Genomic DNA, 23,145 nt, shown 5'->3' with positions numbered 1-23,145 from the left:
GCGATGGGCGGCGAGCCGGAGGTGGAAGAGGCGGTGGACGTGGTCGTCGTCGGCGCCGGTCCCGTGGGCCTGCTGCTCGCGGGTGAACTCGCCGGGGGCGGCGCCCGGGTGTCCGTACTGGAGCGGCTGGAGCGGCCGACCGCCGAGTCCCGGGCCTCCATCCTGCACACCAGGACCATGGAGATCTTCGCGGACCGGGGCATCCTCGACCGGCTGGGACCCCTGCCGGACGGCGGGCGCGGCCACTTCGGCGGGATGCCGCTCGACCCCGCTGCCGCGGACCCGGCCCACCCGTACGCCGGCCAGTGGGAGTGCCTGCAGAGCCGCCTCGAACCCGTGCTCCAGCGCTGGGCCGAGGACCTGGGTGCCCAGGTGCGCCGAGGCCTCACCGTCACCGGCCTGACCGTCACCGGGCCGGACGGGCCGGCGGACGGGGTACGGGTGGAAGCGGCCGGTCCCGATGGGCGCAGGCACACCCTCACGGCCTCCTACGTCGTCGGATGCGACGGCGAGCACAGCTCCGTACGGCGGCTCGCCGGGTTCGGAACCGAGGGCCGGGAAGCCACCCGGGAGATGCTCCGGGCCGATGTGCTGGACATCTCCGTCCCGGACCGGCGGCTGCGGCGCTACCCGAACGGCACCGCCACCGCCTACCGCAGGGCCGACGGCAGCACCCGCCTGATGGTCCACGACCGCACCCGCGCGCCCGGCGGGCACACCGGTGAGCCGGAGTTCGAGGAGGTCGTGGCGGCCTGGGCGCGGGTGGCCGGCGAGGACATCGGCCACGGCCGGCCCCGCTGGCTCAACCGGTTCGACAACACCCGCCTCCAGGCGACCCGTTACCGGTCGGGCCGCGTCCTGCTGGCGGGCGACGCGGCACATGTCCAGATGCCCGTCGGCGGCCAGGCGCTCAACCTGGGGCTCCAGGACGCGGCCGCCCTGGGCCCCGGGCTCGCCGCGCTGGTCACCGGCCGGGCCGGTGAGGAGGTGCTGGACGCCTACGACGCGGAGCGCCGCCACGCCGGAGCCCGCACTCTGACCAGCATCCAGGCCCAGGCGCTGCTGCTGTTCGGCGGCCCGGAGGCGGACGGCGCCCGGGAGGTGTTCGCCGGACTGCTGGGGCAGGACGCCGTACGCCGTCACCTCGCCCGGTCCATCAGCGGCCTGGACACCCCGCGGACCCCCAGGACCCCGCCGCCGGCGCGGACCTCCCGCGCACACAACCCCACCCCCTCCATCGGGAAAAGGAGTTCACCCATGAGCAGGCTCACGGGAAAGACCGCGCTCGTCACCGGTTCCAGCCGGGGCATCGGCCGCGCCACCGCTGTGCGACTGGCCAGGGAAGGCGCGCTGGTCGCCGTGCACTACGCGAGCAACGGGGAAGCGGCGCGGGAGACGGTCACCCGCATCGAGAAGGAGGGCGGCAGGGCCTTCCCCGTACGGGCGGAACTCGGCGTCCCCGGCGATGTGCACGAGCTCTTCCTCGGCCTGGAACAGGGCCTCAAGGAGCGCACCGGCGAGACCACCCTCGACATCCTCGTGAACAACGCGGCCGTCACCGGCAACGACGGGATCCAGCCCGAGGACGTCACCGCGGAAGACCTCGACCGGTACTTCGCGGTGAACGCCAGGGCGCCGTTCCTCCTCGCGCAGCGCGCCGTACGGAACATGCCGGAAGGCGGCCGGATCATCAACATCTCCTCCGGCCTCACCCGGTGCGCGGTGCCCGAGCAGATCGCCTACTCGATGACCAAGGGCGCCCTGGAACAGATCACCCTGCACCTCGCCAGGCACCTGGCCCCCCGCGGCATCACCGTGAACAGCGTGGCTCCCGGCATCACCAACAACGGCGCGCCCGTCTTCGACATCCCGGAGGCGGTGGAGCAGATGGCACAGACCTCCGCCTTCAACCGGGTCGGTGAGGCGGCCGACATCGCGGACGTCGTGGCCTTCGTCGCGAGCGAGGAGTCCCGGTGGATCACCGGCTCCTGCATCGACGCCAGCGGCGGGACCCTGCTCGGATGAGCGCCACCGGTGTGTGGGTGGCGCTGGTCACCGGCGTGAACAAGGGCATCGGACGAGCCGTGGCCCGTCGCCTCGGCGAGCTGGGCATGTGCGTGTACCTGGGCGCCCGCGACGAGGCGCGCGGCCGCGCCGCCGAGCGTGAGCTGCGCGCGGACGGCCTCGACATCCGATGCGTACGACTCGATGTGACGGACGAGGACTTCGTGACGCTCGCCGCCAAGCGCGTCGGGGCCGAGTGGGGCCACCTGGACGTCCTGGTGAACAACGCGGGCACCGGCGGCCCGGTGGGCGCCCCCAGCGAGACGCCGCTCGCCGAGGTCCGCAGGACCTACGAGACCAACGTCTTCGGCGTCATCACGGTGACCAACGCGATGATCCCGCTGCTGCGCCGCTCCACCGCCGCACGCATCGTGAACGTCAGCAGCGTGCTCGGGTCCCTGACCCACGCGGCGCGCCGGCACGACCCCTCCGGGGTCTTCCCGGCGGGCGTCTTCCCCGCGGTGCTGGACTACAACACCTCCAAAGCGGCGCTGAACGCCCTCACCGTCACCTACGCCAATGAGCTGCGGGAGGAGGGGATCCTGGTCAACGCGGTCTCGCCCGGATTCGTGGCGACCGACATCAACGGCCACCGCGGGGACCTCACACCGGAGCAGGGGGCGCGGATCCCCGTACTGCTGGCCACCCTCGGCGCGGACGGCCCGACGGCCTCCTTCGTCGGCGAGGACGGCACCCCGACCGGTCAGGAACTCTCCTGGTGAGCGCCGCGAAGCGGACGGACACGCGGGACACCCGGGCAGAGCTGGCCGCGCTGAGGGAACTGGCCCTCGGCGGACCGGACCCCGCGGCCACCGAACGGCAGCACGCCAAGGGCAAGCTCACCGCCCGTGAACGCATCGGGCTGCTGCTCGACAAGGGCAGCTTCACCGAGGTCGAGACGCTGCGGCGGCACCGGGCGACCGGCTTCGGCCTGGAGGCCAAACGCCCGTACACCGACGGTGTGGTGACCGGCTGGGGCACGGTGGAGGGCCGGACGGTCTTCGTCTACGCCCATGACTTCCGGATCTTCGGCGGCGCGCTCGGCGAAGCACACGCGCAGAAGATCCACAAGCTCATGGACCTGGCCGTGTCGGTGGGCGCGCCGCTGGTCTCCCTCAACGACGGGGCCGGGGCCCGTATCCAGGAAGGGGTCCTGGCGCTGGCCGGGTACGGCGGCATCTTCAGCCGGAACACCCGCGCCTCGGGCGTCGTCCCGCAGATCAGCGTGATGCTGGGACCGTGCGCGGGAGGCGCCGCGTACTCGCCCGCCCTCACCGACTTCGTCTTCGCGGTCCGCGAGGTCTCCCAGATGTTCATCACCGGCCCCGACGTCGTCAGGACGGTCACCGGCGAGGAGATATCGCAGGACGGGCTGGGCGGGGCGGACGTCCACGGCAAGGTCTCCGGGGTGGCCCACTTCGTCCACGACGACGAGGAGTCCTGCCTGGCCGAGGTGCGCTACCTGCTCTCCCTCCTGCCGTCCAACAACCGTGAACTGCCTCCCGCCGCACCGGTGTCGGACGCCCCGGACCGGCGCTGCGACGCACTGGCCGACCTCGTTCCGGCCGACGGCAGCCAGTCCTACGACATCCGTGCGGTGATCGAGGAGATCGTCGACGACGCGGAGCACATGGAGGTCCACGCCGGGTGGGCGCCCAACCTGGTGTGCTCACTGGCCCGGCTCGACGGCCAGGCCGTCGGCATCGTCGCCAACCAGCCCGCGGTGACGGCGGGCGTACTGGACATCAAGGCGTCCGAGAAGGGCGCGAGGTTCGTCCAGTTCTGCGACGCCTTCAACATCCCGCTCGTCACCCTGATCGACGTGCCCGGCTTTCTGCCCGGCGTGGAGCAGGAGCACAACGGCATCATCCGGCACGGCGCGAAGCTGCTCTACGCCTACTGCAACGCCACCGTGCCCCGGGTCTCGCTCGTGCTGCGCAAGGCGTACGGCGGCGCGTACATCGTGATGGACTCGCGCTCGATCGGCGCCGACATCGCCCTGGCCTGGCCCGGCAACGAGATCGCCGTCATGGGCGCGGAGGGCGCGGCCAACGTGGTCTTCCGCCGGGAGATCGCCGCCGCCCCGGACCCCGAGGAGGTGCGCCGCCGGAAGATCGCCGAGTACAAGGACCAGCTCGCGCACCCCTATTACGCGGCCGAGCGCGGGCTCATCGACGACATCATCGACCCGGGAGAGACCCGCTCGGTACTCATCCGCTCGCTCGCCATGCTGCGGGCCAAGGATTCCGACCTGCCCCGCCGCAAGCACGGCAATCCGCCGCAGTGAGAGGGAGCCCGACGATGAGTGGACAGAGCGCGCCCGCCGGCCCGCCGCAGGAGCTGCTGCGGGTGGAGCGGGGCGCCCCGAACGCGGAGGAACTGGCCGCGCTCACCGCCGTGCTGATCGCCCGCGCGGAGGCGGCGTGCGAGGGCGGACCGGCCGGCGCCGCGCGGGGTGCCCGGCCGCGGGACGGGGCCCGCTGGCGCAGGCCGGAGCGGGCACTGCCCTTCGCGGACCCGCGCACCTGGCGACGCGACACCGACTGAGGGGAAGGAACATGACGATCCGGCAAACAGTCCGTGCCCCCGGGGACCGGCCCGGACCGGGGCCCTGGGGAGCACGCGGCTGGGCCCTGCTGTTCGTGCTGTCGGGGAACATGGTCCTGGACGCCATCGAGGTGTCCGTGGTCCTCGTGGCCCTGCCGACGATCGGCACCGGCCTCGGCATGGGCCTGATGACGGTGCAGTGGCTGATGAGCGGCTTCGCCCTCGGCTTCGCCGCACTGCTGCTCCTCGGCCCCCGCGTCCACGCGCGCTGGGGCAGACGCCGGGCCTACCTCGGCGCGATGCTCCTCTTCGCCGTCGCCTCGGTGGTGGGCGGTCTGACCGACAGCGAGGGGCTGCTGATCGCCACCCGCGTCGTCAAGGGCTTCTGCGCCGCGCTGACGGCACCGACCGGGCTGGCCATCATCAGCACCACGTTCCGGGAGGGGCCGCAGCGGCGCCGGGCCGTGTCGGTCTACTCCCTGTTCGGCGCGGCCGGGTTCACGGCCGGGGTGCTCCTCTCGGCGGCGCTCCTCGAATCGGGCTGGCGCTGGACGTTCCTCTTCCCGGCGCCGGTCGCGGTCGTGCTGCTGCTCATGGGGACACGGCTCATCCCCGAGGACACCGTGTCCGGAGCCCCGGGCCGCGTACCGGACCGGACACCGGACCCGGAGCGGAAGTCCGGGGTGAGGGCGCTGCTGCGCGACGGCCCGCTGGTCAGGTCGGCCCTCGGCGCGGCCAGCCTCAACGGCACCTACGCGGGTCTGCTGCTGCTGATCACCTTCCAGATCCAGCGCGAGCTGGACTGGTCCCCCTGGCAGTGCGCGCTGGCCCTGCTCCCCGCCTGTGTGCCCCTGGCGGTGGCCGTCCCCTTCGCGGGGCGGCTCGTCGGCCGGTTCGGTACGGCCGAGCTCATCGCGTGGGGAGCGCTCGCGCCCTTCCTCGGCCATCTGCTCTACCTGTGGCGCGCGGACGCGGGCGCCTACTGGACCGGGATGCTGCCGGTGCTGCTGCTGGTCGAGACCGGCTTCGTCCTCTCCTTCGCGGCACTGAACATGCAGTCCACGGAGACGGTCCGGCCCGCCGACCGGGGGCTGGCCGTGCCGCTCTACCAGACAGGTGTCCAGCTCGGGGCCGTACTCACGCTGCCCCTGGTCGCGCTCCTGATGACCTCGTACGACAGCTACCGGCCCGCGGTCGCGCTGATCGCGGCCGTCGGGGCCGGGGGCCTGCTCACCGCGCTCACCGGCCTCGCGCCCCGCCACCACCGACCCGTACCACCGGACGGAAAGGCCCGCACATGACCGAGCACGCTCTTCGCCCGAGGTCCGGGGAGATGCCGCGGGTGCGGCGTACGGATGCCGCGTCCGTCTTCGTCGGTCAGCTGTTCGTACCGGATGGGCAGCAGGGGACCGCCGTCCTGGAGCGGACGGCCGAGCGCTGGGCCGGCACTCCGTGGCCCCCGTCGATGCTCTCCTTCAGCTGCTATTTACCTGCCCGCCCCGCTGCGCGCATGTGACGATGCAGCAGCTGAAAGGCGATGGCGAGGACACGTCGTGAAGCTCCGGGAGACGCCCATGACTCAGGAGGTCATCCAGGTGTCCGAGTTCCGGCCCGACGCACGGCAGCGGTCCGAGGGGCGTGGGGATGTCGCGTGACGGACGCGTGGAAGGTGCTCGTGGTCGAGGGTGACGAAGGCGCGGCGCTGGCCCTCGTGAACGACCTGCGCTGGCACGGCCACACCGCCAGTGCCGTCAGCACCGGGGCCGCGGCGCTGGAGGAGCACCACACCGCCGACCTGATCCTGCTCGACCTGGACCTGCCGGACATCGACGGTCTGGAGATCTGCCGGTCGATCTCCATGCTGTGCGACACCCCGCTCATCGCGGTCACCGCCCGGGACAGCGAGCTGGACCGGGTGCTGGGGCTCCAGGCGGGGGCGGACGACTATCTGGCCAAGCCGTACGGCGTCCGCGAACTGCTGGCCCGGATGGCCGCGGTGATGCGCCGGTCCCGGGCCGGTCGGGCGGCGGCCCAGGGGGTGGACCTGGGGCCCCTGGTCATCGAGCAGGAGACTCGCGAGGTACGGCTGCACGGGCGTTCCGTACCCCTCACCCGCAAGGAGTTCGACCTGCTGCGTCTGCTGTCGTCCAGGCCGGGGACGGTCTTCACGAGGCGGCAGATCCTTCAGCAGGTCTGGCACGACACGGACATCAGGCGCAGCCGCACCATCGACACGCATGTCAGCAGCCTGCGCCGCAAGCTCGGTTCGGGCGACTGGGTCGTCACGGTCCGGGGTGTCGGGTTCAAGATGGTCCGCAGATGAGCCGGTGGACGACGCCGGCGGCGGTGCCCCCGGCGGGGGCGGCGGTGTCATCCGCGCCCTCGCACGTGCACCGGCCTCCGCGAGAGCGCCAAGCACTCCTCCAGGAAGGCGAGGACGCGCAGGTGGTAACCGCGGGCCGCCAGACCGAGGCTGATGTTGTGTCCGGCGTCCGCCAGGTGCTCGGTACGCACCAGGGATGAGCCGAGCCGCGCGGTCATCGCCGCCACGGTCGGCGGATCGACGTGCCACCAGCGCTCGTGCTCCGCGAACGTGAAGCGCACCGGGACCCGTACCGAGGGGGCCAGTTCGGCGTACGCCGCGGGCCAGCGCACCGCCTCCGCCGCCTCGTCCGGGGGGAACGGCGCGATCAGCGGCCGGGCCAGCCGGAACGTGTCGGGTGGGTAGAGCGAGGGCGGCCCCCAGTGCAGCGTGCTCCGCCGCCGCCCGTCCGTTCCGGCCGGCTGCCCGGGGTCGACGGCCCACCGGTCGCTGATGCCGGAGACGTCCACCCCGAGGAGCCCGTCCCTGCTCCAGCCCGCCGCGGTGGCCAGCGCGACCTTCCCGCCCAGCGAGTGCCCCAGCAGGAAGAAGCCCGCCCCGGTGGGGTGCTCACGCCCGTACGCCGCCATCGCCGCCCGCACCCGGTCCGCCTGTCCGGCCAGCCCCATTCCGCCGGGGACCTCGGACGCCGACCGTCCGTAGCCGGGCCGGTCGAGCGCGAGGGCCGCGTAGCCGCAGTCGGCGGCGAGGGAGAGCAGCGAGGTGGCCGGATCGGCCCGCCCGTGGAAGTACCCGGCCCGCATCCCGCCGCCGTGCAGGGCGATGACCACCGCTCTGGGCTCGGCCGTACGGGGGAGGGCGAGCAGCCCGGAGAGGGCGAGCCCGTCCGCGTCCAGCTCGATCCCGACGGCGGTGTCCTCGGGCGCGTCGGGCGCGTCGGGCGCGTCGGAAGCGGCCGGACCGCCGGAGGTGCCGGGGCCGGTCACCGGGGGCGGGGACGTGAGGGGCTGGACCACGGGAAGCTCCGATTCGGTGAGGGGGACGCGGACCTCCGGCCGGAGGTTCCGCTTCTCCGGTCAGCGTGCCAGCAGTTCCCGGGTCAGGGCGGCGAGCCGCTTCGCGTCGTGCGGGTCGAAGGACTTGTCCGTCAGCGGCATCCGCCGGCCTTCGACGAAGGCACTCACCGGTTCGGCGGGCGGGGCGTCGAGGACGGTGAGGATCGGCGCGATGCCCGCCGCCACCGGCTTCGCCGTCCTCTTCATCCCCTCGACGTGGGCCTTCGTGGCGGGGTCGTACTCGCCGGAGAAGCTGGTGGACACGCTGCCCGGGTTGAACAGCACGTAGCGGACGGCGCCCGTCCCGTACTCCTCCGCGAACGCGACACCGAGGAGGTCGTTCGCCTTGCCGCCCTGCATCTGGGCGACGAGCCCGTGGTAGTCGCGCTTCATTTCCAGGTCGGACCAGTGGATCTCGCCCATCGGGCTTCCCGGGCCCGCCACGTTCATGATGACCGGCTGCTCGCCCTTCTCCAGCAGCGGGCGCAGACCGTGGCCGAGCAGGAACCGGCTCAGATAGAACAGGGCGAAGGTGCCCTCGATGCCCTCCGCCGTCTCACGGCGTGCCGAGAGGTAGTGCCGCGCGCACAGCACGAGGGCGTCCAGGGCGGGGAACCGCTCCGAGACGATGTCGATGACCCGCTGGTTCTCGCTGATCAGGCTCAGCTCCGCCCGGACGAACGCGGCCCGCTCCCCGGCGCCCATGGCCTGCGCCTCGGAGAGGAAGGACGCCCCCTTCGCGGCGTCGCGCCCGATGATGAGGACGGAGTCGCCACGGTGCAGGCGGGCGAGCCCCAGGGCCCGGCCCATCCCGTCCGTGCCGCCCTGAATCACGATGTTCTTCACCAGGAGTCTCCTTGCCAGGGGTTGAACCACTCAGTTCAATCTAGTGGTCCAGTGTGACCCATGCAACAGACGCGGTCGTACGGGCCGAAAGGGCGGGCGCGCCGGGACGGCTCACTGCGGCGCCCCGGCGAGCACGGGCGAACCCGGAGCGGCGCGGCCCCCGCCTCCCCTCGTGCCGGTGGCTGCCTCGCGCGGGGGGTGCCGCCGGGCCGGCCTCGACCGGCGGGGCAGCGCCAGCCGGGTCAGGACCGGCACCGCGAACACCGAGCCGCCGCGGCTGTTGCGGAACTCCAGGAAGTGGGAGGCGACGAGGGGCTCCACCAACTGGCTGAAATCCCCCGGGCGCAGGCCCAGCAGCGACGCCGTCCGCCAGAGGTCCCGCTCCAGGATGGGCTGGGGGAGGCCGGACAGCAGGAACAGCAGATTCTGTTCCGCCTCCGCGAGCCGGAGATGGGCCCGGCCGAGCCTCGACAGACAGTCGTCCTGCGGCCCCTGGAGAATCGCGAGCCGCCCGCCGTGGCCGCGCGCGCAGTGCAACTGGTCGCGCAGGGCCAGGTTCGGCCAGGCGGTCAGCCGCCGCCCCAGTGCCCGGAGCGCCAGCGGCAGCCCCCCGTACAGCTCGACCAGCTCCCGTGCGGCCGCTCGTTCCCGCGCGACGCGCGGTGCGCCGACGATCCCGCCGAGGAGCGCCACCCCCTCGTCCGGCGACATTCCCCGCAGCGGGACCGTGGTGACGGTGCCGGGCAGGCCCTCCAGCCGCCGGCGCGAGGTGATGACCACCGAACAGCCCGGACTGCTCGGCAGCAGGGGGATCACCTGCTCGCCGGAAGAGGCGTCGTCGAGCACCACCAGCATCTGGCGCTCCGAGGTCCAGCTGCGAAAGAGCCTGGCCATGTCCTCCGCCGCGTCCGGCAGCCGCTCGGCGGCGTACCCCGAGGACAGCAGCAGCGACGCCAGTGCGTCACGCGCGGGGACGGGAGTGCCGTCCGGACGGTGGAGCGTGGTGAAGAGCTGGCCGCCGGGATAGTGCGACCGGAGCCGGTGGGCGGCCTGCACCGCCGTCGCCGTCTTCCCGGTGCCCACGGCCCCCGTCACCAGGGCGATCCGTACGGCGGTCGGGCCGTCCGCACCCGCGCCGGCCGGCCCGACCGCCGCCACGATGCCCGAGACGTCCTGCTGCCGGGCCACGCAGTCGGCCATCTTGGGCGGGAGTTCGGCCGGGGAGGCGGGCGCCGCCCAGGTGCCCGTCGGCGCCGCGGCCCCGCCGCCGGGGGGTCCGGCGTCCTCCAGGATGTTCTGCTGCAGACTCCTGAGCCCGGCCGAGGGTTCCAGGCCGAGTTCGGCGATCATCGCCGCCCGCAGCCTGCTGTAGGCGTCGAGGGCCACCTGCCGCTGGCCCGAGCGCGTCGCCGCGGTCATGAGCTGACCGCAGATCACCTCGCTCAACGGGTGGTCGATCGCCAGCCCCCTGAGTTCGCTCAGCAGCTCACGGTGGTGCCCGAGCGCCATGTCGGCCTCGACGCGACGCTCCAGGGCGCTCATCCGGAGGTCCTCCAGCCGGGCCTGCTGCGCCGAGAGCAGCACACCCGCCGCCGAGCCGGAGAACGGCCGCCCCCGCCACAGGGAGAGCGCTTCGCGGTACGCCCCGGACGTGGCGCGGGCGTCCCCCCTGCTCTGCGCGGCCTGCCCGGCCGCGCAGAGCTCCTCGAAGCGCCAGAGGTCGAGGTGGCCCTTCGGTACGCGCAGCCGGTACCCGCGCGACTCCGTCTCCAGCCGTACCGGTTCCTGGTCCTCCGCGCCGTCCGCGGCGGCGGTGCCGTCCGCCGGAACCGTGCCTTCCGTGCCTTCCGCGCCTTCCCGCAGTGCTTTGCGCACGTGGTAGATGTACGTCTGCACCGTCTTACGCGCGAGCCTCGGGGGCGCATCCCCCCAGAGCTCTTCCACCAGGCTCTCCAGCGTCACGACGTGATTGGCATGGGCGAGCAGCAGCGACAGGACCTGGCGGCTCATGGGCGAGGCGGGTTCGCACGTACCCCGGGCCCCGTGCATCTCCACCGGTCCGAGAATGGCGAAATACATGAACTCCCCGTTCGTGGTTACCTTTGCGGCGCGCGAATAATCCGTGATCTCCGCCGCGCTCAAGCCCCATGTATTTCGGGCGCTTCGAGGGTCAGGCAATGGGCGTACAGGGCGCCGGGGTCGCCGCCGCCCGCCTGATCCAGCAATGGCTGGATCACTTCCTGGATATGATCGGCCGCCTCTTTCTCCGAAACCCATTCCGAGAGGACGAGAACGCTGCCGTCGTCCAGACCGATGTGGAAATTGGCGGCAATGGCACCGGGGTAGTCCCGGTCCGCGCCCTCCGTCTCCTCCTCCGAGGCCAGCAGCCCGTCGATCCAGCCGCGGGCGGCCTCCTCGCCGCCCATCGGGAACACCGCCGCCGGGAAGCACTCGGGGAGCGGGTCCGCTTCGGTGACCGCGCCGCCGCGCACCACCCGGTACAGCCGGAACGGCACAGCCCCGGTCGGCCGCGCGCCGACCGATTCCCACACCGGCCCCCCGCGCGAGACGCCCTTCTCCTGGCGCAGGGAGTCACGCATCGCCGCGTCGGAGGACCACTGCGCGTAGGTCAGCACCCAGGCGCCGTCGGTGCTCGCATAACAGCTGAGGGACACCAGATCCGCGGGCCACGCGCCGGACCGCCAGTGCGCGGATATCGCGTCCGTCGCGGCGCGCTGCACATCCCGGTCATCGACCGCCACCACCTCGACCAGTGCGACGGTCGCATCGGGACGGTCGATGACCGGAAGACCTGCAGATTCGAAGGCCATACTCGACTCCTCGTAAAGAGATGTATCTGTGTGCGTGCTCCGGATTCCCATGCTCGATGACGCCGTTGCAGTTTCGCATGCATACAGGTAAACGCTGCAATAAGAAGATGAAATTCGACAGCCGTCTCTTTGCGGAATGTCAGAGCTATGTCAGAGGAGTTGCGGAGAAACGTCAGAGAATCTGCGTGGTGCGGACCCCGGGCAGGTCCCGGGGTCCGCCGGGTTGACGGCCGCTCGGAGGGCGGGGCGTACGCCGGAGCGTTCGAGGATGGGCGACCGGAGCGGCGCGGTGTCGGCAGTGGAGGCGGCCGCGCCCCTTCGCGGCCTCTTGCCCGCCCTGCGGCCGTCCCGCCGAATTCACCCGGATGGCGCCGTCCGGGTGGCCGCACCCGCCCGGACGGCGGAACGTCGAGGTTCGTGGACCGCACCCCGCATACCAGGGTTGTCGATCGAGCTACGGAGGCCCCCCATGAGCAACGCGGCGCAGCATCACCGGACACCGACGGGAACGGGCACGGCGAACTCCTGGGCCACCGGTGGCCTCGTCTTCGCGGGGGTCCTGATGGTCATCGAGGGAATCCTCGGCATCTTCCAGGGCATAGCCGCCATCGCCGAGGACGACGTCTACACGCGGTTCGGCGACTACGTCTTCAAGTTCAACCTGACCGGCTGGGGCTGGCTCCACCTGGCCCTCGGTGTCGTCCTGTTCATCACCGGGTTCGGGCTGCTCAGGGAGTCCACCTGGGCGCGCGGCGTGGGCATCGGGCTGGCCGCACTGAGCATCCTCGCCAACTTCATGTTCCTGCCGTACCAGCCCATCTGGGCCCTGATCATCATCGCCATCGGGATCTTCGTCATCTGGTCCCTCAGCACCGTCAAGCCCGACGAGAAGATCTGAGCGGGCACCACGGCCACCGCCGCCCGGGGACCGGGGCGGCGGTGGCCGCGTACGCCATGGTGACCAGCGGGAAGGCCGGCCGGGCCGCTCGCCGGGGACGGCACCGCGGAGGGTTCAGCGGACGGCGCCGCGTACGGTTCAGCGGGCTTCGGCCGCCTCGTCGAAGCTCCGGCCCTGGGCACCGGGCCAGGTCGTCGCGCGGGCGCCCGCCGCGACGGCGGCGCTCAGGGCGTCGGCCGGGGAGTCCCCGGCGGCGAGCCGGGCGGCGAGGGTTCCGGCGAAACAGTCACCGGCACCGGTGGTGTCGACGGCGTCCACCGCCGGCGGCACGGCCTCGTGCTCGCCCCAGCGGGCGCCCCGTGCGCCGAGAGTCACGCACACCGACCGCGCGCCCTCGCCGAGCGCCTCGTACTCGTGCTCGTTGACGACAGCGGGGTCGGCCAGCCGCAGCAGCTCCGTGGGCACCTCGGCGGTGGGTGAGGCGTTGAGCACGACCCGTACCCCCGCCCGGTCGGCGAGCCGGGCGGCCCGTACGACGGCGGGCAGCGGGGTCTCCAGCTGGAGCAGCAGCACCTGGGCCCCCTCCAGGGCCCCGGCGGCCTGATCGACGTCGGCCTCGGTGACGGCCCCGTTGGCGCCGGGGATCACGATGATCGTGTTCTCGCCCAGGTCGTCGACGGCGATGTGGGCCTGCCCCGTGGGTTCGCCCGGGGTGGGGACGACGCCCGCGGTGTCGATGCCGTCGGCGTCGAGCGCCGCGAGGTACCGGCGGCCTCCGTCGTCGTCGCCGACCCGGCCGGTCATTCTGACCCGCGCCCCGGCGCGTGCCGCGGCCACCGCCTGGTTGGCGCCCTTGCCGCCGGGCAGCACGGTCAGGCCGCGGCCGAGCACCGTTTCGCCGGCGCCGGGATGCCGGGCCACCTGGGTCACCAGGTCGATGTTGAGTGACCCGAGCACCACCACGGTGGGCCGCCGCTCGTGCATGGTCAGACCTTTCGAGAAGGGAGAACAAGGCATTTCGGCCATCTGCGCCTCCCGCCCACCGGCCGCGCCTGGTTCTGGGAGGCGCTGATCGAGATCGACGGAGAGCCCGCCGGGTTCGCGCACGAATGGGCGGCCGACGCGCCGACACTCGCCGACCTCGGCCCGGACTTCCTCGACGCGATCGGTGAACCGGCTCCGGGGCGCCGCCCACCAGCATGCTCGCGCTCCTGCTCGCGACCGTCGAGGACCGTACGCTCGGAGCCAGGAGCACCATGGGCGCCACGATCCTCGGCAAGGAGCGCGGCAGGGCGATGGGCCGGCCGCCGGAGACCCCGGCGATCCTGATCACCCAGGTCGTGACCGCGGACGCCCACCCGGTCCTCGCCGCGAAGTACCTGCTCCCGGCGGGCGCGCCGCTGATCCACCTGACCCAGCGTCACTGACGCGTCCACCGGCCCCGGGAGGGGCGGCCGGGCCCGGCCGGAGCCGGGTCGCACCAGGCGCTACCGGGGCCCGTCGTACCAGGCGAACGCCGAGATCCGCCAGCCCTCCGGGGTGCGGACGAACTGGATCGTCTTGGTCCCGCCGCCCTCGAACGGCTCACCGTCCAGGACCCCGGACTTGCGGTACTCGCCGAACCGCGACGCGATGTCGCCGGTGACGTCGGTCCGTTCGGAGGTCTCCCACTCGGAGAACTCGGCCAGCCGGCCGTCCGTCAGCAGCCTCTCGCGAGGCGCGATGAACTCCTCCACGGTGTAGGCCGTGAACTCCGGACCGGTCTTGACGATCACGCCGCCGGGAAGAACCAGCCGGCGGATCCGCCCCACGTCGGCGGCCCTGCCGCCCCGGTTGTCGAAAGCACCGAAGAACTCGGCCGTGACGGCGTCGAGTTCGGCCTTGGGGGTGGCAGGGGCCCCGGACGTGCTGGTGGCCTTGGACGTGCTGGAGTCCTTGGATGTGCTGGGGTCCTTGGGCATGGCGGGACGGTAGCACTGGGCCGGGTACGGCCGACAGCCTCGCTCACGCCTCCGCTGCGACGTACCGGAACTCCGGACCGTAGGTCGATCCGCTGTTGTCGGGCAGCGGAATCTGCATCAGCTGCTGCGCCGGTGCCTGGAGCTGGAACATCTGTCCGACAGCCTTGTTCAGCAGTTGCGAGGCCGCGGCCGGTGTCGCCGCCTGCCAGGCCTGCTCGATGAATCGCAGCATCGAGCTGTAGTGCTGGATGAACGTGTCGAGGAGCTGCCGCACCTCGTCGGGCACCGCCACCGGCCCCTGGGCCCAGCCGCCCTTCGGGACCGTTCCCATGGGGAAGGTCTGCGGCATGGGGATCACATCGCCCTGGAAATCGAATTTCGTCGGGTCACCCGGCACCGGGATCAGCTTGCGACCGTGGAAGATCTCCCGGAAGGAGTAGAAGTGGGCCAATTCGCCGGGCGCACCGGGGAAGGGATTGTCCGGCGAGGCGGCAGTTCCTTCGCCCTGCTCCTTGATGGTCGTGACAGCCTTCTCGACATCGTCGAACGAGGTGAGTGGGACGACGTCGTTCCCTTTTCCGTGGGACGACATGTTCCTGGTGACCTGTCGCGTTCCCGCGATCAGATTCTGATGTTTCCGAAACGCTTCCAGAATCGCCGTGTAGAAAGCCCCGATCGACGTATGGATCTCCCTGGCCTCGACGATGGGGTCGTCCGGCTTCTCGATCTGCGAGTACATGTCCAGCGATTGCTTGGAAAGCCCCGAGAGGGAAACGGACAATTCGGGACGCACGCCGCCGGGAAGCGAGCCGGGATATTTCGGCACCAGTTTCTCGTCGGCGAGAAGCGGGGTTCCTCCGATGGTGGTGAGCATGTTGCAGGCCAGTCCCATGTGGGACATCTCGTCGAAGACGATTTCCTGAACCATCGCGAAGGCGTCGGCGCTCTCGCCCGGATCCTTGATCGACCAGAGGCCGCACAAATAAGGCGGAAGTGTTGCGAGTTCAAGCATGATGGCCTGCTGCAACGAGTCCTTGAGCCACTGCTCGTCGTGCGCCTCGGCTGGCACCTCCATGAGCTCGGCGATTCTGGTGCTTTCGTAGTTGAGAGCGGTCGTGGTCATGGCGGACCCCTTGGTGGTGGTTTTTTGTCCATCGTGGACGAAGCGTGCTCGGTGAATCAACGGCGCGCGGGCGCGGGCTCCCGGATTGCACCCGCACAGGTGATGCGTGACGAGAATTGACTGAACGTCGAATCGCCGGGTCCGGTTTTCCCGGGGGTCGTGGCCCTGCCCGGATTCCGGCGCCCCGGACACCGCCGGGAGGAGCCCTCGTTGCCGAGACATGCCGAAGGGTTGGTGGGAGACTGAGGGCGTGAGATCTTCGCCGGGCCGGTCATGCGGACCGTATGGCCCGTCCCCGCTTCAAAGATTGACACATCAATAACTGCCCTCACGCGGGGGTGGGTAGGAGAAGAGGTGACGACATGTCACTGATCATTGATGAGTTCGATCTCGATATGCGGATCGAACCGTCGCAAACGCAGCCGCTCGGGGACTGTGATGATCCGCCTCCCTCGGAGCCGGGAAGCACCTGCAATTTCTCCTGTTTCGAAACCTGCGGTGGAACGTGCGGATGCCATTGACGTTTCCCGGACTGTCGCGATCCCAAGACCGGGGTGAATCAACCGGAGTGAACCAACCGGGGTGAATGATGAACACCACGAACAACGAGAGCGAGCGCGGACGGCTCATCACCCGCTACTCGCTGACCACGTCCCCGCTGTACCAGCCGGTGCACGCCTATCTGGCGCCACTCAGCCTGCCGCCGTCGTCGGCCGAGATGGAGGACAAGGCACACGACACTTTTGAGAATCTGAAGACCTCGGTGACGCATCGGATGGAGAAGGACGCGGGGCTCCAGGAGGCCCTGCGCAAGATTGCCGGTCTGCCGCTGGGCAACGTCAGCGATGTCTATCTGGCGGCGTTCGAGGACGTCCGGCAACCGGACAGCGACTTCACCCGCACCTATGTCTCCGTTCTCTATGCCAGGGCCCTGCAGCACCTGGGGCGCGACGTGGAGAGGGACAAGAGCACGTTCCTCGCCACCGCCCAGCGGTTGTTCGAGGACTCGCGGGGGACGCTGTCCGGGACGCTGTCGTATCTGGAATCACTGCATCCGGACTTCGTCGGACATCTGGTCCTGGAGGCCGAGGCCAGACGGGGCGAGAATCCCTTCTTCCGGGCGCGGCTCGAACGCGCTGCTGAGCTGTTCGACCGCTACGGTGACGGCGCATCGGGCTGGCTGGGTGCGAAGGACCAGCCGCCGACCGTGATGGGCGTCGATAATCTCCAGAGCAGTGCCGCTCTGCCGGCGCACATGGCCATGGCGATGACGCTGCATGCCTGACGCTTCGACGGCCGCTCCGGTCACCGCAGGGGCGCCGGCCGATCCGCTCGACGTGGCACTGCGGATCGCCCGGCGCCTCGCCCCGGTCGACGACGTGGTGCGGGCCGTGCGCGGCGACAGCCTGGTGAGCAGGAGCTGGAACGACCACGGCACAGCCTCCGGGTTCGCCGGTCTGGCACTGCTCTTCGGCTGCCTGGACCGGTGCCGGGAGGGCGAGGGATGGGACAGGTCGGCGCACGAGCACCTGTCGGTGGCGGTCGAGGCGGCCCAACAGGTTCCGTATCTGCCGCCGGGGCTCTCCTCGGGGACGGCCGGCCTCGGATTCGTGGCCCTGTGCCTGGCCAGGGGCGATCAGCGCTACCGACGGCTCCGACGGACGCTCGACACGCGTCTCGCGGAGTATGTCGCGGCCTGGATCGAAGGGCCGGAGCCCGGTGACGGGCGGCGGTCACGCCGCGCCCTGGACGTCATCACGGGCGCCGCGGGCATCGCCGCCTATCTCGTGTGCCGTCCGGAAACCGACGCGCTGTCGTCGCTGCGAGGGCCGCTGCTGACCTGGCTGGCGGCGCACATCATCGATGGGCGGCTGCCCCTGCGGCCCGGAAGCGACGCGGCCGACTGCGGGCTCGCGCACGGTCTGCCGGGCCCGGTGTCCGCACTGGCGCTGGCCCGGCTCAGGGGGATCACGGTGCCCGGCACCGAAACGGCGCTGCGGACGGGCACGGCCTGGATCCTGGACCGGCGGGTGGCCGACCGCTGGGGGACCAACTGGCCCATGGACGACTCCGGTTCCGTACCGCCGCGAGCAGCCGGGTCCGTACCGCAGGGAGCGACCGGTTCCCCACCACCGCGAACAGCCGGGTCCGTACCGCCGCGAACGCCCGGCGATGAGCCGCCCACCCATGCGGCCTGGTGCTACGGTGCGCCGGGAGTGGCCCGTTCGCTGCTTCTGACAGGGCGCGCCCTGGGCGATCCGGCGATGGTCCGTACCGCCCTGAACGCCGTCGAGGCGATACGCCGACGGCCCGACCGGCAACGACGCCTCGTCGCCCCCACCTTCTGCCATGGCGAGGCAGGACTCGCCCACCTGTTCCACCGCACCGCCGTCGAGACGGGAATCGGCGGATTCGCGGCCGAGGCAGACCGGCTGCACCGGCGTCTGGCCGGATCGTTCGACCCCTCCGCCCGCTTCGGATACCGGGCAGTCCAGGTACGGGGCGCTCTCACGGACAGCCCGGGGCTCCTCGACGGAGCGGCAGGAGTGGCCGCCGTCCTGCTGTCCGCGGCTGTCGACGACCCGCCGGACTGGGACCGGCTGTTCCTCGTCCGATGAGCGGCAAAGGCCGGGGCAACAACAGTCGGAGCAACAACGGCCGGGACAGCTGGAGTTACCGTCCACTGGACGGATTCACGGTCAGGCTCCCGCTCCTCCCGGCCGACTCCGGCGCGCGGCTGCGGGAAACGTCGGCGATCGATCTGCTGAGTACGCCCATGACCAGCCTCGCCCTGTGGATCGGCAGCGACGCGATGTGGGACTCCCTGCATCGCGAAGGGCCCGACAGCGCACCGTCCGCCCGCAGCGTCAGAAAGGCACGCCGCTACATCGACCGCATGTCCTGCCGCCCGACGCCGTACGGCCTGTTCGCGGGTGTCTCGCTCGGCGACTGGGGCCGCGCGACCGATCTCGCCGTGCGGCGGATACCGGACCGGGTGGAGACACGTCTGGACATGGGCTGGCTCACGGCCCTGATCGAACAGCTGGAGGCGGACCCCCGCATTCTTCGTCAGCTGACCTTCACCCTCCACCCGGCGGTGTTCGTCTCGGCCGGGCGGCTCCATCTGGTCGATCCACTGGGCGCCTCGGGGAACGGCAGCCCCCACTGCGTCTCTCTGCGGGCGACCGGCCCGGTCACCCGGATCCTCGGAACGGCACGCGGCCCCGTGTCCTACCGGCGGCTGGTCGAGACGGTCCGCTCCGCCGTACCCGGAACGGCCGACGCGGTGTGCGAGCGGCTCATCGGCCGGCTGCACGAGGCGGGTGTGCTGCTGAGCAGTCTGCGCCCCCCGCTGACCGTGCCGGATCCGGCACGGTACGTGCTGCACGAGTTGGCCGGACTGAGCGACGCATCCGGCAGGGCCGAACGGCTGCGGGACCTGGTCGAGCAGCTGAACCGCTGCGACGCGATGGCCCCGGCCGAGAGCCTTCCCGCGCGCCGGGCGCTGGCCGTAAGCGCCCGGGAACTCGCGCCGGACGCCTCTCCTCCCCTTCCTCCCTTCCGGACGGACGCGACAGCGGATCTGTCCGGCACCACACTCAACCGGGCTGTCGGCCGGGAGGCCGCGAAGGCGGTGGAACTCCTGCTGCGCACCTCGCCGCGGCCGGACCGGCCGCCCGAAGCCGTCGCCTACCGAACGGCCTTTCACCGACGCTACGGAACCCGTCGCAGGGTCCCCCTGCTGGAAGTGGTCAATCCCCATGTGGGGCAGGGGCTTCCGGAGGACCTCACCGCTACCGTGCCGGCGGACGGATCCGCCGCCCGGGCCGAGCGGGACGAGACGCTGCTCGCGCTCGCCGCGGAAGCCCTCCGGACCGGCAACCGGACCGTGTCGCTCGACGACCGGACCCTGGAGCGGATCGAGCGGCGGCCGGACCCTCCGCGCCTGCCCGGGACGCTGGAGCTGGTGGTGGCGGTGGCCGCGTCCTCACCGGCGGACATCGACGCCGGCGCCTTCGGGATCGTCGTCTCGCCGATCGTGGGGGCCGGGGAGGCCGGCTGCACACTGGGGCGCTTCGCCTTCCTCCTCGGGGACGAGGCGGCGGGCCTGATCCGGTCCTCGCGATCCGCGGGCCACGGGCCGTCCCGCGATGTCATCGACGCCGACATCGTGTACCAGCCCCTGCGGCCCCGCTCGGCCAATGTGGCGGTGTGCCCGCCCGCGCACGACCACGTACTCCCGGTCGGCGTCGGAACGCGGCCGGGCGATCCGCCCGCTCTCCGACTCGCCGACCTCACCGTCTCGCTGGAGGACGACGCCCTCGTCGTGCGGTGGGCCGTCACCGGTCAGCGCGTACGGTTCCACTCGCCGCACATGCTCAATCCCTCGGCCGCGCCCCGCGTGGTCCGCTTCCTGCGGCAGATCGACGAGACCCATAGGCTTCAGCCCTTCGACTGGGGAGCCGCATCCCAACTCCCTTTCCTTCCCCGTCTGGAACGCGGACGCGTCGTTCTCGCACCCGCCCGGTGGCGCCTGGACCGACAGCTGATGCGGCCGGCGGAGCCCGGGGACTTCCGGAACGCCTTCGAGGCGTTCCGACAGCTGTGGCAGGTGCCGGACCTGGTCTACCTCGCCGAGGGCGACCACCGTGTCACCGTCGACCTGGACTCCGCGGACGACATGGAGGAGCTCCGCCGCAGCCTCCGGAGAAGCAGCCATGTCTTCCTCCACGAGCGCCACCCCGACCCCGGACAGGCCTGGCTCCCCGGCCCGGCCGGGAACCACGCCGCCGAGATCGTCGTACCCGTCGCCCTCGACGCCGCCCCCGACCGGGGGAAGAGCCCGCGCGCGCGGGGGAACACGGACCGGGAGACGGTCCGGTACGCACCCGTCGACCGGCGCACACGGCTGGCCGAACCCGGTTCGGAGTGGGTGTTCGCGAAGATCTACGCGCCGACCGTCAGCCAGGACGATCTCCTCGCCGGGCCGATCCACGACCTGGTGCAGCAGATTTCGGGGACCGGAAGGAGTATCCAGTGGCACTTCCTGCGGTACGCGGATCCACTCCACCACCTCCGGCTCCGATTCAAACTGGGGGAGGGGGAAGACTGGTCCGACCTGGCCACCGATGTCACCCGCGCACTGCGCGCGCACCTTGCCGCAGGAGATGTGGAACGACTCGTGTTCGACACCTATGACCGGGAGATCGAACGGTTCGGGGGAGTGCGGGGTATCGACCTCGCCGAAGGGGTGTTCACCGCCGACAGCACGGCGGTGCTCTCCCTGGTCCATGACGTCGTACGAGGGCGGGTGCCGCTCGACCGCACCCTGCTCGCGGTGGCCACGGTCGACGACCTCCTGGCCGCGCTGGGGCTGGCGGCAGCGGACCGTGAGGCTCTCGCCACCACGATGGCGGGCGAGCGGACCGAGTCGGCCGCGGCCTTCAGGGAGTCCGGCACCACGCTCCGCACGCTCCTCGACGGCGGCTCCCCTCCCGAGGAGGTGCGCAACAGCCTTCGGTGCCGTCGACGGGCGATCACCTCGCTGGTCACGCCGGCCTCACAGCCCGCCGCCTGGTCCGCGCCGAGCAGCGGCGTACTGGAGTCCCTGGCGCACCTGCACTGCAATCGGCTGCTCGGAACGGACCGCCCCCTGGAACGTGTGGTGTACGGGCTTCTGGCGCGGACGAGACACAGCATCGCCCGGTGGCCGGCGGCCTGATCCGCCGACAGCCCGATCAGGGGACGGCCCGGTCGGACAGCTGGGCCGCGTGTCTCCTCGACGAACTGCCACGACTGACAGAGCTGCCACGCCGATGCAACTGCCACGACCGACGCAACCGCCATGACCGACACAACCGCCATGACCGACACAACCGCCATGACCGACACAACTGCCACGACCGAACGAACCGCCACGACCGGGAGGTCCCCATGGATCCGCTGGAACTGAACGCCGCCGCAACGCCGACGAAGCTCGGCGGCTACCTGAGCGGTCTGCCGCAGCCGCCGACGGTCCACCACCACGGCCCCGCGAGGAACGTCCGTACGGACCTGTACCAGGGCCATCGGATCGTCGTCACGACCACCTACGAGATCACCGTCGACGGGATGCCCGTACCGGCGCACGTCGGGGTGGACAACAACGGCCGCGTGCACTGCCACGCGCTGCCCGCCTACCATTTCCTCTCCGCCGTCGACACGGTCCGGACGCTGATCGACAACTACCCCGACGAGTACCCGGCACCGCCCGACTCCCCGGCACCGCCCGATTTCCCGGAAGACCGGCCGCCCCCCGGCGACGGGGGGCACCACCACGACCACGGAGGTGGTTGAGATGGCGGTCGTACGGAGGAACATCCTCACCGACACGGCCGTGCGGGACGCCTACCTCGACGGCGTCAACCTGCTCAAGCGGGAACACTCGACGTTCACCACCGCCGATCTCGGCATCGACGGCAACCCGGTCCCGGTACGCACCTACGACCTGTTCGTGATCTGGCACGTCCGGGCCATGCGCACGGCCGTCCCTCCGGCGGGCGACGCCAATGTGCGCAACGCCGCGCACATGGGTCCGATCTTCCTCCCCTGGCACCGGGTGATGCTCGGGCTGCTGGAGGCCAACATCCAGCGGATCCTGGGCGATCCCGGCTTCGCCCTGCCCTACTGGGACTGGTCGGCGGACGGCGCCCTGGACCGGCCCGAGAACGCCGCGCTCTGGCAGCCCGACTGCCTGGGCGGAACCGGAATGCCGGTCACCGACGGTCCGTTCGCCTACCGGCCGGCCGACCCGGACAGCTTCCGCGTACGGATCTCCACCAGCCAGAACCTGGCACTCATCCAGACCGACCGGGGCTTGAGACGGGCACTCGGCGACAGTACGGCTGCGCTGCCCACGGCCGAGGACGTGGCGATGGCCTTCAATACGACGCCACCGGTGGGCGACCCGAATCTGGCCACCTACGACTTCGACCCGTGGGATGCGACCTCGGTGGGTTTCCGCAACTGCCTGGAAGGATTCGAGCCGTACGGCCTGCACAACGAGGTGCACGTGTGGATCGGCCGTGACATGGGTCTGGCCTCCTCACCCAATGACCCGGTGTTCTTCCTGCACCACTGCAACGTGGACAGGATCTGGGAGGGATGGATGGGCCGCAACGGGCGCGACTACCTGCCCGACATGACCGCGCCGCCCACCCTGGAGGGGCATCGCATCGACGATCCGATCATCTCCCCGCTCGGCGCGGGGGCGACCCCCAGGGCTGTCCTGGACCCGACGAGCGTGTACACGTACGACGTCGTGCCCTGAGCGCGGACGATTCGCCGCCCGGTGCGGGGCCCGTGCGGCACAGCCCCGTACTGCCTCCCGGTGCGGCCCCCGGCCCGGGAAACGCTCCGGGTGCGCTGTTCGCATGAAAAGAGGATGGCTTTCGCACGTTCGGAGTCCGTATAGCTGTGCGGAATGACGGGAGGCCGCACAGTGGGCAGGGCCGGAAG

The 23,145-nt window shown here is 71.4% G+C and carries 21 protein-coding genes; 14 read left to right on the top strand and 7 right to left on the bottom strand.

Annotated elements, in window-relative coordinates; all coding sequences use genetic code 11:
• The first annotated feature begins 3 nt into the window (after positions 1-3).
• The 7 genes from ACIGJO_RS05755 to ACIGJO_RS05725 all read left to right on the top strand — a co-directional run bounded on the left by ACIGJO_RS05755 (position 4) and on the right by ACIGJO_RS05725 (position 6,934).
• A complete protein-coding gene (locus ACIGJO_RS05755) occupies positions 4-2,025 on the top strand; it encodes an SDR family oxidoreductase (RefSeq protein WP_399953212.1) in 2,022 nt (673 codons plus the stop codon).
• A complete protein-coding gene (locus ACIGJO_RS05750; RefSeq protein ID WP_399952597.1) occupies positions 2,022-2,786 on the top strand; it encodes an SDR family oxidoreductase in 765 nt (254 codons plus the stop codon). The genes ACIGJO_RS05755 and ACIGJO_RS05750 overlap by 4 nt, the downstream gene beginning before the upstream one ends.
• On the top strand, positions 2,783-4,351 hold the full coding sequence (locus ACIGJO_RS05745) for an acyl-CoA carboxylase subunit beta (RefSeq protein WP_399952595.1): 1,569 nt from the start codon (positions 2,783-2,785) through the stop codon (positions 4,349-4,351). Before ACIGJO_RS05750 ends, ACIGJO_RS05745 begins: the two co-directional genes overlap by 4 nt.
• 14 nt (positions 4,352-4,365) lie before the next feature.
• Positions 4,366-4,611, top strand: a complete 246-nt coding sequence (locus ACIGJO_RS05740) for an acyl-CoA carboxylase subunit epsilon (RefSeq protein WP_399952593.1) — start codon at positions 4,366-4,368, stop codon at positions 4,609-4,611.
• Positions 4,612-4,622: 11 nt separating this feature from the next.
• Complete coding sequence (locus ACIGJO_RS05735) at positions 4,623-5,912, top strand: MFS transporter (RefSeq protein ID WP_399952591.1); 1,290 nt, start codon at positions 4,623-4,625, stop codon at positions 5,910-5,912.
• Positions 5,909-6,127, top strand: coding sequence for a hypothetical protein (locus ACIGJO_RS05730; protein ID WP_399952589.1), 219 nt, complete (start codon positions 5,909-5,911; stop codon positions 6,125-6,127). Before ACIGJO_RS05735 ends, ACIGJO_RS05730 begins: the two co-directional genes overlap by 4 nt.
• Positions 6,128-6,262: 135 nt before the next feature.
• Positions 6,263-6,934 (top strand): response regulator transcription factor, encoded by a 672-nt coding sequence (locus tag ACIGJO_RS05725; RefSeq protein WP_399952587.1) that lies wholly within the window; start codon positions 6,263-6,265, stop codon positions 6,932-6,934.
• A gap of 47 nt (positions 6,935-6,981) precedes the next feature.
• Here the strand turns inward: ACIGJO_RS05725 and ACIGJO_RS05720 are convergent, their stop codons facing one another.
• The 4 genes from ACIGJO_RS05720 to ACIGJO_RS05705 all read right to left on the bottom strand — a co-directional run bounded on the left by ACIGJO_RS05720 (position 6,982) and on the right by ACIGJO_RS05705 (position 11,666).
• On the bottom strand, positions 6,982-7,950 hold the full coding sequence (locus ACIGJO_RS05720) for an alpha/beta hydrolase (RefSeq protein WP_399952584.1): 969 nt from the start codon (positions 7,948-7,950) through the stop codon (positions 6,982-6,984).
• 60 nt (positions 7,951-8,010) lie between these two features.
• Positions 8,011-8,835, bottom strand: a complete 825-nt coding sequence (locus ACIGJO_RS05715) for an SDR family NAD(P)-dependent oxidoreductase (protein WP_399952581.1) — start codon at positions 8,833-8,835, stop codon at positions 8,011-8,013.
• 111 nt (positions 8,836-8,946) lie between these two features.
• Entirely contained in the window at positions 8,947-10,914 is a 1,968-nt protein-coding gene (locus ACIGJO_RS05710; RefSeq protein WP_399952578.1) for a BTAD domain-containing putative transcriptional regulator, read from the bottom strand.
• A 59-nt stretch (positions 10,915-10,973) separates the two neighbouring features.
• Positions 10,974-11,666, bottom strand: a complete 693-nt coding sequence (locus ACIGJO_RS05705) for a hypothetical protein (RefSeq protein ID WP_399952575.1) — start codon at positions 11,664-11,666, stop codon at positions 10,974-10,976.
• 469 nt (positions 11,667-12,135) lie between these two features.
• Here ACIGJO_RS05705 and ACIGJO_RS05700 point away from each other — a divergent pair, with 469 nt between their 5' ends.
• Positions 12,136-12,564, top strand: coding sequence for a hypothetical protein (locus ACIGJO_RS05700; protein ID WP_399952572.1), 429 nt, complete (start codon positions 12,136-12,138; stop codon positions 12,562-12,564).
• 138 nt (positions 12,565-12,702) lie between these two features.
• Here the strand turns inward: ACIGJO_RS05700 and ACIGJO_RS05695 are convergent, their stop codons facing one another.
• Positions 12,703-13,548 (bottom strand): ribokinase, encoded by an 846-nt coding sequence (locus ACIGJO_RS05695; RefSeq protein WP_399952569.1) that lies wholly within the window; start codon positions 13,546-13,548, stop codon positions 12,703-12,705.
• Positions 13,549-13,763: 215 nt separating this feature from the next.
• Between ACIGJO_RS05695 and ACIGJO_RS05690 the strand changes: the two genes are divergently transcribed.
• Positions 13,764-13,991, top strand: coding sequence for a hypothetical protein (locus ACIGJO_RS05690; protein WP_399952566.1), 228 nt, complete (start codon positions 13,764-13,766; stop codon positions 13,989-13,991).
• Between the two features lie 60 nt (positions 13,992-14,051).
• Here the strand turns inward: ACIGJO_RS05690 and ACIGJO_RS05685 are convergent, their stop codons facing one another.
• Positions 14,052-14,525: a DUF4440 domain-containing protein gene (locus ACIGJO_RS05685; protein WP_399952563.1), complete on the bottom strand. Its 474-nt coding sequence runs from the start codon at positions 14,523-14,525 to the stop codon at positions 14,052-14,054.
• Between the two features lie 43 nt (positions 14,526-14,568).
• Positions 14,569-15,648 carry a ferritin-like protein gene (locus tag ACIGJO_RS05680; RefSeq protein WP_399952560.1) on the bottom strand — a complete coding sequence of 360 codons (1,080 nt, stop codon included), beginning with the start codon at positions 15,646-15,648 and terminating at the stop codon, positions 14,569-14,571.
• Between the two features lie 589 nt (positions 15,649-16,237).
• Between ACIGJO_RS05680 and ACIGJO_RS05675 the strand changes: the two genes are divergently transcribed.
• The 5 genes from ACIGJO_RS05675 (at position 16,238) to ACIGJO_RS05655 (ending at position 22,957) form a co-directional block, all read left to right on the top strand.
• On the top strand, positions 16,238-16,933 hold the full coding sequence (locus ACIGJO_RS05675; RefSeq protein ID WP_399952557.1) for a hypothetical protein: 696 nt from the start codon (positions 16,238-16,240) through the stop codon (positions 16,931-16,933).
• Positions 16,926-18,266 carry a lanthionine synthetase C family protein gene (locus ACIGJO_RS05670; RefSeq protein WP_399952554.1) on the top strand — a complete coding sequence of 447 codons (1,341 nt, stop codon included), beginning with the start codon at positions 16,926-16,928 and terminating at the stop codon, positions 18,264-18,266. Before ACIGJO_RS05675 ends, ACIGJO_RS05670 begins: the two co-directional genes overlap by 8 nt.
• The gene (locus ACIGJO_RS05665; RefSeq protein WP_399952551.1) at positions 18,263-21,370 is read left to right on the top strand and encodes a lantibiotic dehydratase; all 3,108 of its coding nucleotides are present in this window, start codon (positions 18,263-18,265) and stop codon (positions 21,368-21,370) included. The genes ACIGJO_RS05670 and ACIGJO_RS05665 overlap by 4 nt, the downstream gene beginning before the upstream one ends.
• A gap of 212 nt (positions 21,371-21,582) precedes the next feature.
• On the top strand, positions 21,583-21,984 hold the full coding sequence (locus tag ACIGJO_RS05660) for a hypothetical protein (RefSeq protein WP_399952548.1): 402 nt from the start codon (positions 21,583-21,585) through the stop codon (positions 21,982-21,984).
• A gap of 1 nt (position 21,985) precedes the next feature.
• Complete coding sequence (locus ACIGJO_RS05655) at positions 21,986-22,957, top strand: tyrosinase family protein (protein WP_399952545.1); 972 nt, start codon at positions 21,986-21,988, stop codon at positions 22,955-22,957.
• Positions 22,958-23,145: the final 188 nt, after the last annotated feature.

Origin of the sequence: Streptomyces sp. NPDC079020 (genome assembly GCF_044542225.1) — a bacterium.
GTDB lineage: Bacteria > Actinomycetota > Actinomycetes > Streptomycetales > Streptomycetaceae > Streptomyces.
Note: the sequence above shows the minus strand (reverse complement) of the source record. Positions and strands in the feature narration are given on the sequence as shown.

What these genes read in the sequence shown, in the direction of transcription:
- ACIGJO_RS05695 (WP_399952569.1), bottom strand. Translation starts at nt 13,548, where the DNA reads ATGCACGAGCGGCGGCCCACCGTGGTGGTGCTCGGGTCACTCAACATC.
- ACIGJO_RS05670 (WP_399952554.1), top strand. Translation starts at nt 16,926, where the DNA reads ATGCCTGACGCTTCGACGGCCGCTCCGGTCACCGCAGGGGCGCCGGCC.
- ACIGJO_RS05700 (WP_399952572.1), top strand. Translation starts at nt 12,136, where the DNA reads ATGAGCAACGCGGCGCAGCATCACCGGACACCGACGGGAACGGGCACG.
- ACIGJO_RS05655 (WP_399952545.1), top strand. Translation starts at nt 21,986, where the DNA reads ATGGCGGTCGTACGGAGGAACATCCTCACCGACACGGCCGTGCGGGAC.
- ACIGJO_RS05730 (WP_399952589.1), top strand. Translation starts at nt 5,909, where the DNA reads ATGACCGAGCACGCTCTTCGCCCGAGGTCCGGGGAGATGCCGCGGGTG.
- ACIGJO_RS05705 (WP_399952575.1), bottom strand. Translation starts at nt 11,666, where the DNA reads ATGGCCTTCGAATCTGCAGGTCTTCCGGTCATCGACCGTCCCGATGCG.
- ACIGJO_RS05710 (WP_399952578.1), bottom strand. Translation starts at nt 10,914, where the DNA reads ATGTATTTCGCCATTCTCGGACCGGTGGAGATGCACGGGGCCCGGGGT.
- ACIGJO_RS05750 (WP_399952597.1), top strand. Translation starts at nt 2,022, where the DNA reads ATGAGCGCCACCGGTGTGTGGGTGGCGCTGGTCACCGGCGTGAACAAG.
- ACIGJO_RS05735 (WP_399952591.1), top strand. Translation starts at nt 4,623, where the DNA reads ATGACGATCCGGCAAACAGTCCGTGCCCCCGGGGACCGGCCCGGACCG.
- ACIGJO_RS05675 (WP_399952557.1), top strand. Translation starts at nt 16,238, where the DNA reads ATGAACACCACGAACAACGAGAGCGAGCGCGGACGGCTCATCACCCGC.
- ACIGJO_RS05740 (WP_399952593.1), top strand. Translation starts at nt 4,366, where the DNA reads ATGAGTGGACAGAGCGCGCCCGCCGGCCCGCCGCAGGAGCTGCTGCGG.
- ACIGJO_RS05680 (WP_399952560.1), bottom strand. Translation starts at nt 15,648, where the DNA reads ATGACCACGACCGCTCTCAACTACGAAAGCACCAGAATCGCCGAGCTC.
- ACIGJO_RS05660 (WP_399952548.1), top strand. Translation starts at nt 21,583, where the DNA reads ATGGATCCGCTGGAACTGAACGCCGCCGCAACGCCGACGAAGCTCGGC.
- ACIGJO_RS05685 (WP_399952563.1), bottom strand. Translation starts at nt 14,525, where the DNA reads ATGCCCAAGGACCCCAGCACATCCAAGGACTCCAGCACGTCCAAGGCC.
- ACIGJO_RS05690 (WP_399952566.1), top strand. Translation starts at nt 13,764, where the DNA reads ATGCTCGCGCTCCTGCTCGCGACCGTCGAGGACCGTACGCTCGGAGCC.
- ACIGJO_RS05665 (WP_399952551.1), top strand. Translation starts at nt 18,263, where the DNA reads ATGAGCGGCAAAGGCCGGGGCAACAACAGTCGGAGCAACAACGGCCGG.
- ACIGJO_RS05755 (WP_399953212.1), top strand. Translation starts at nt 4, where the DNA reads ATGGGCGGCGAGCCGGAGGTGGAAGAGGCGGTGGACGTGGTCGTCGTC.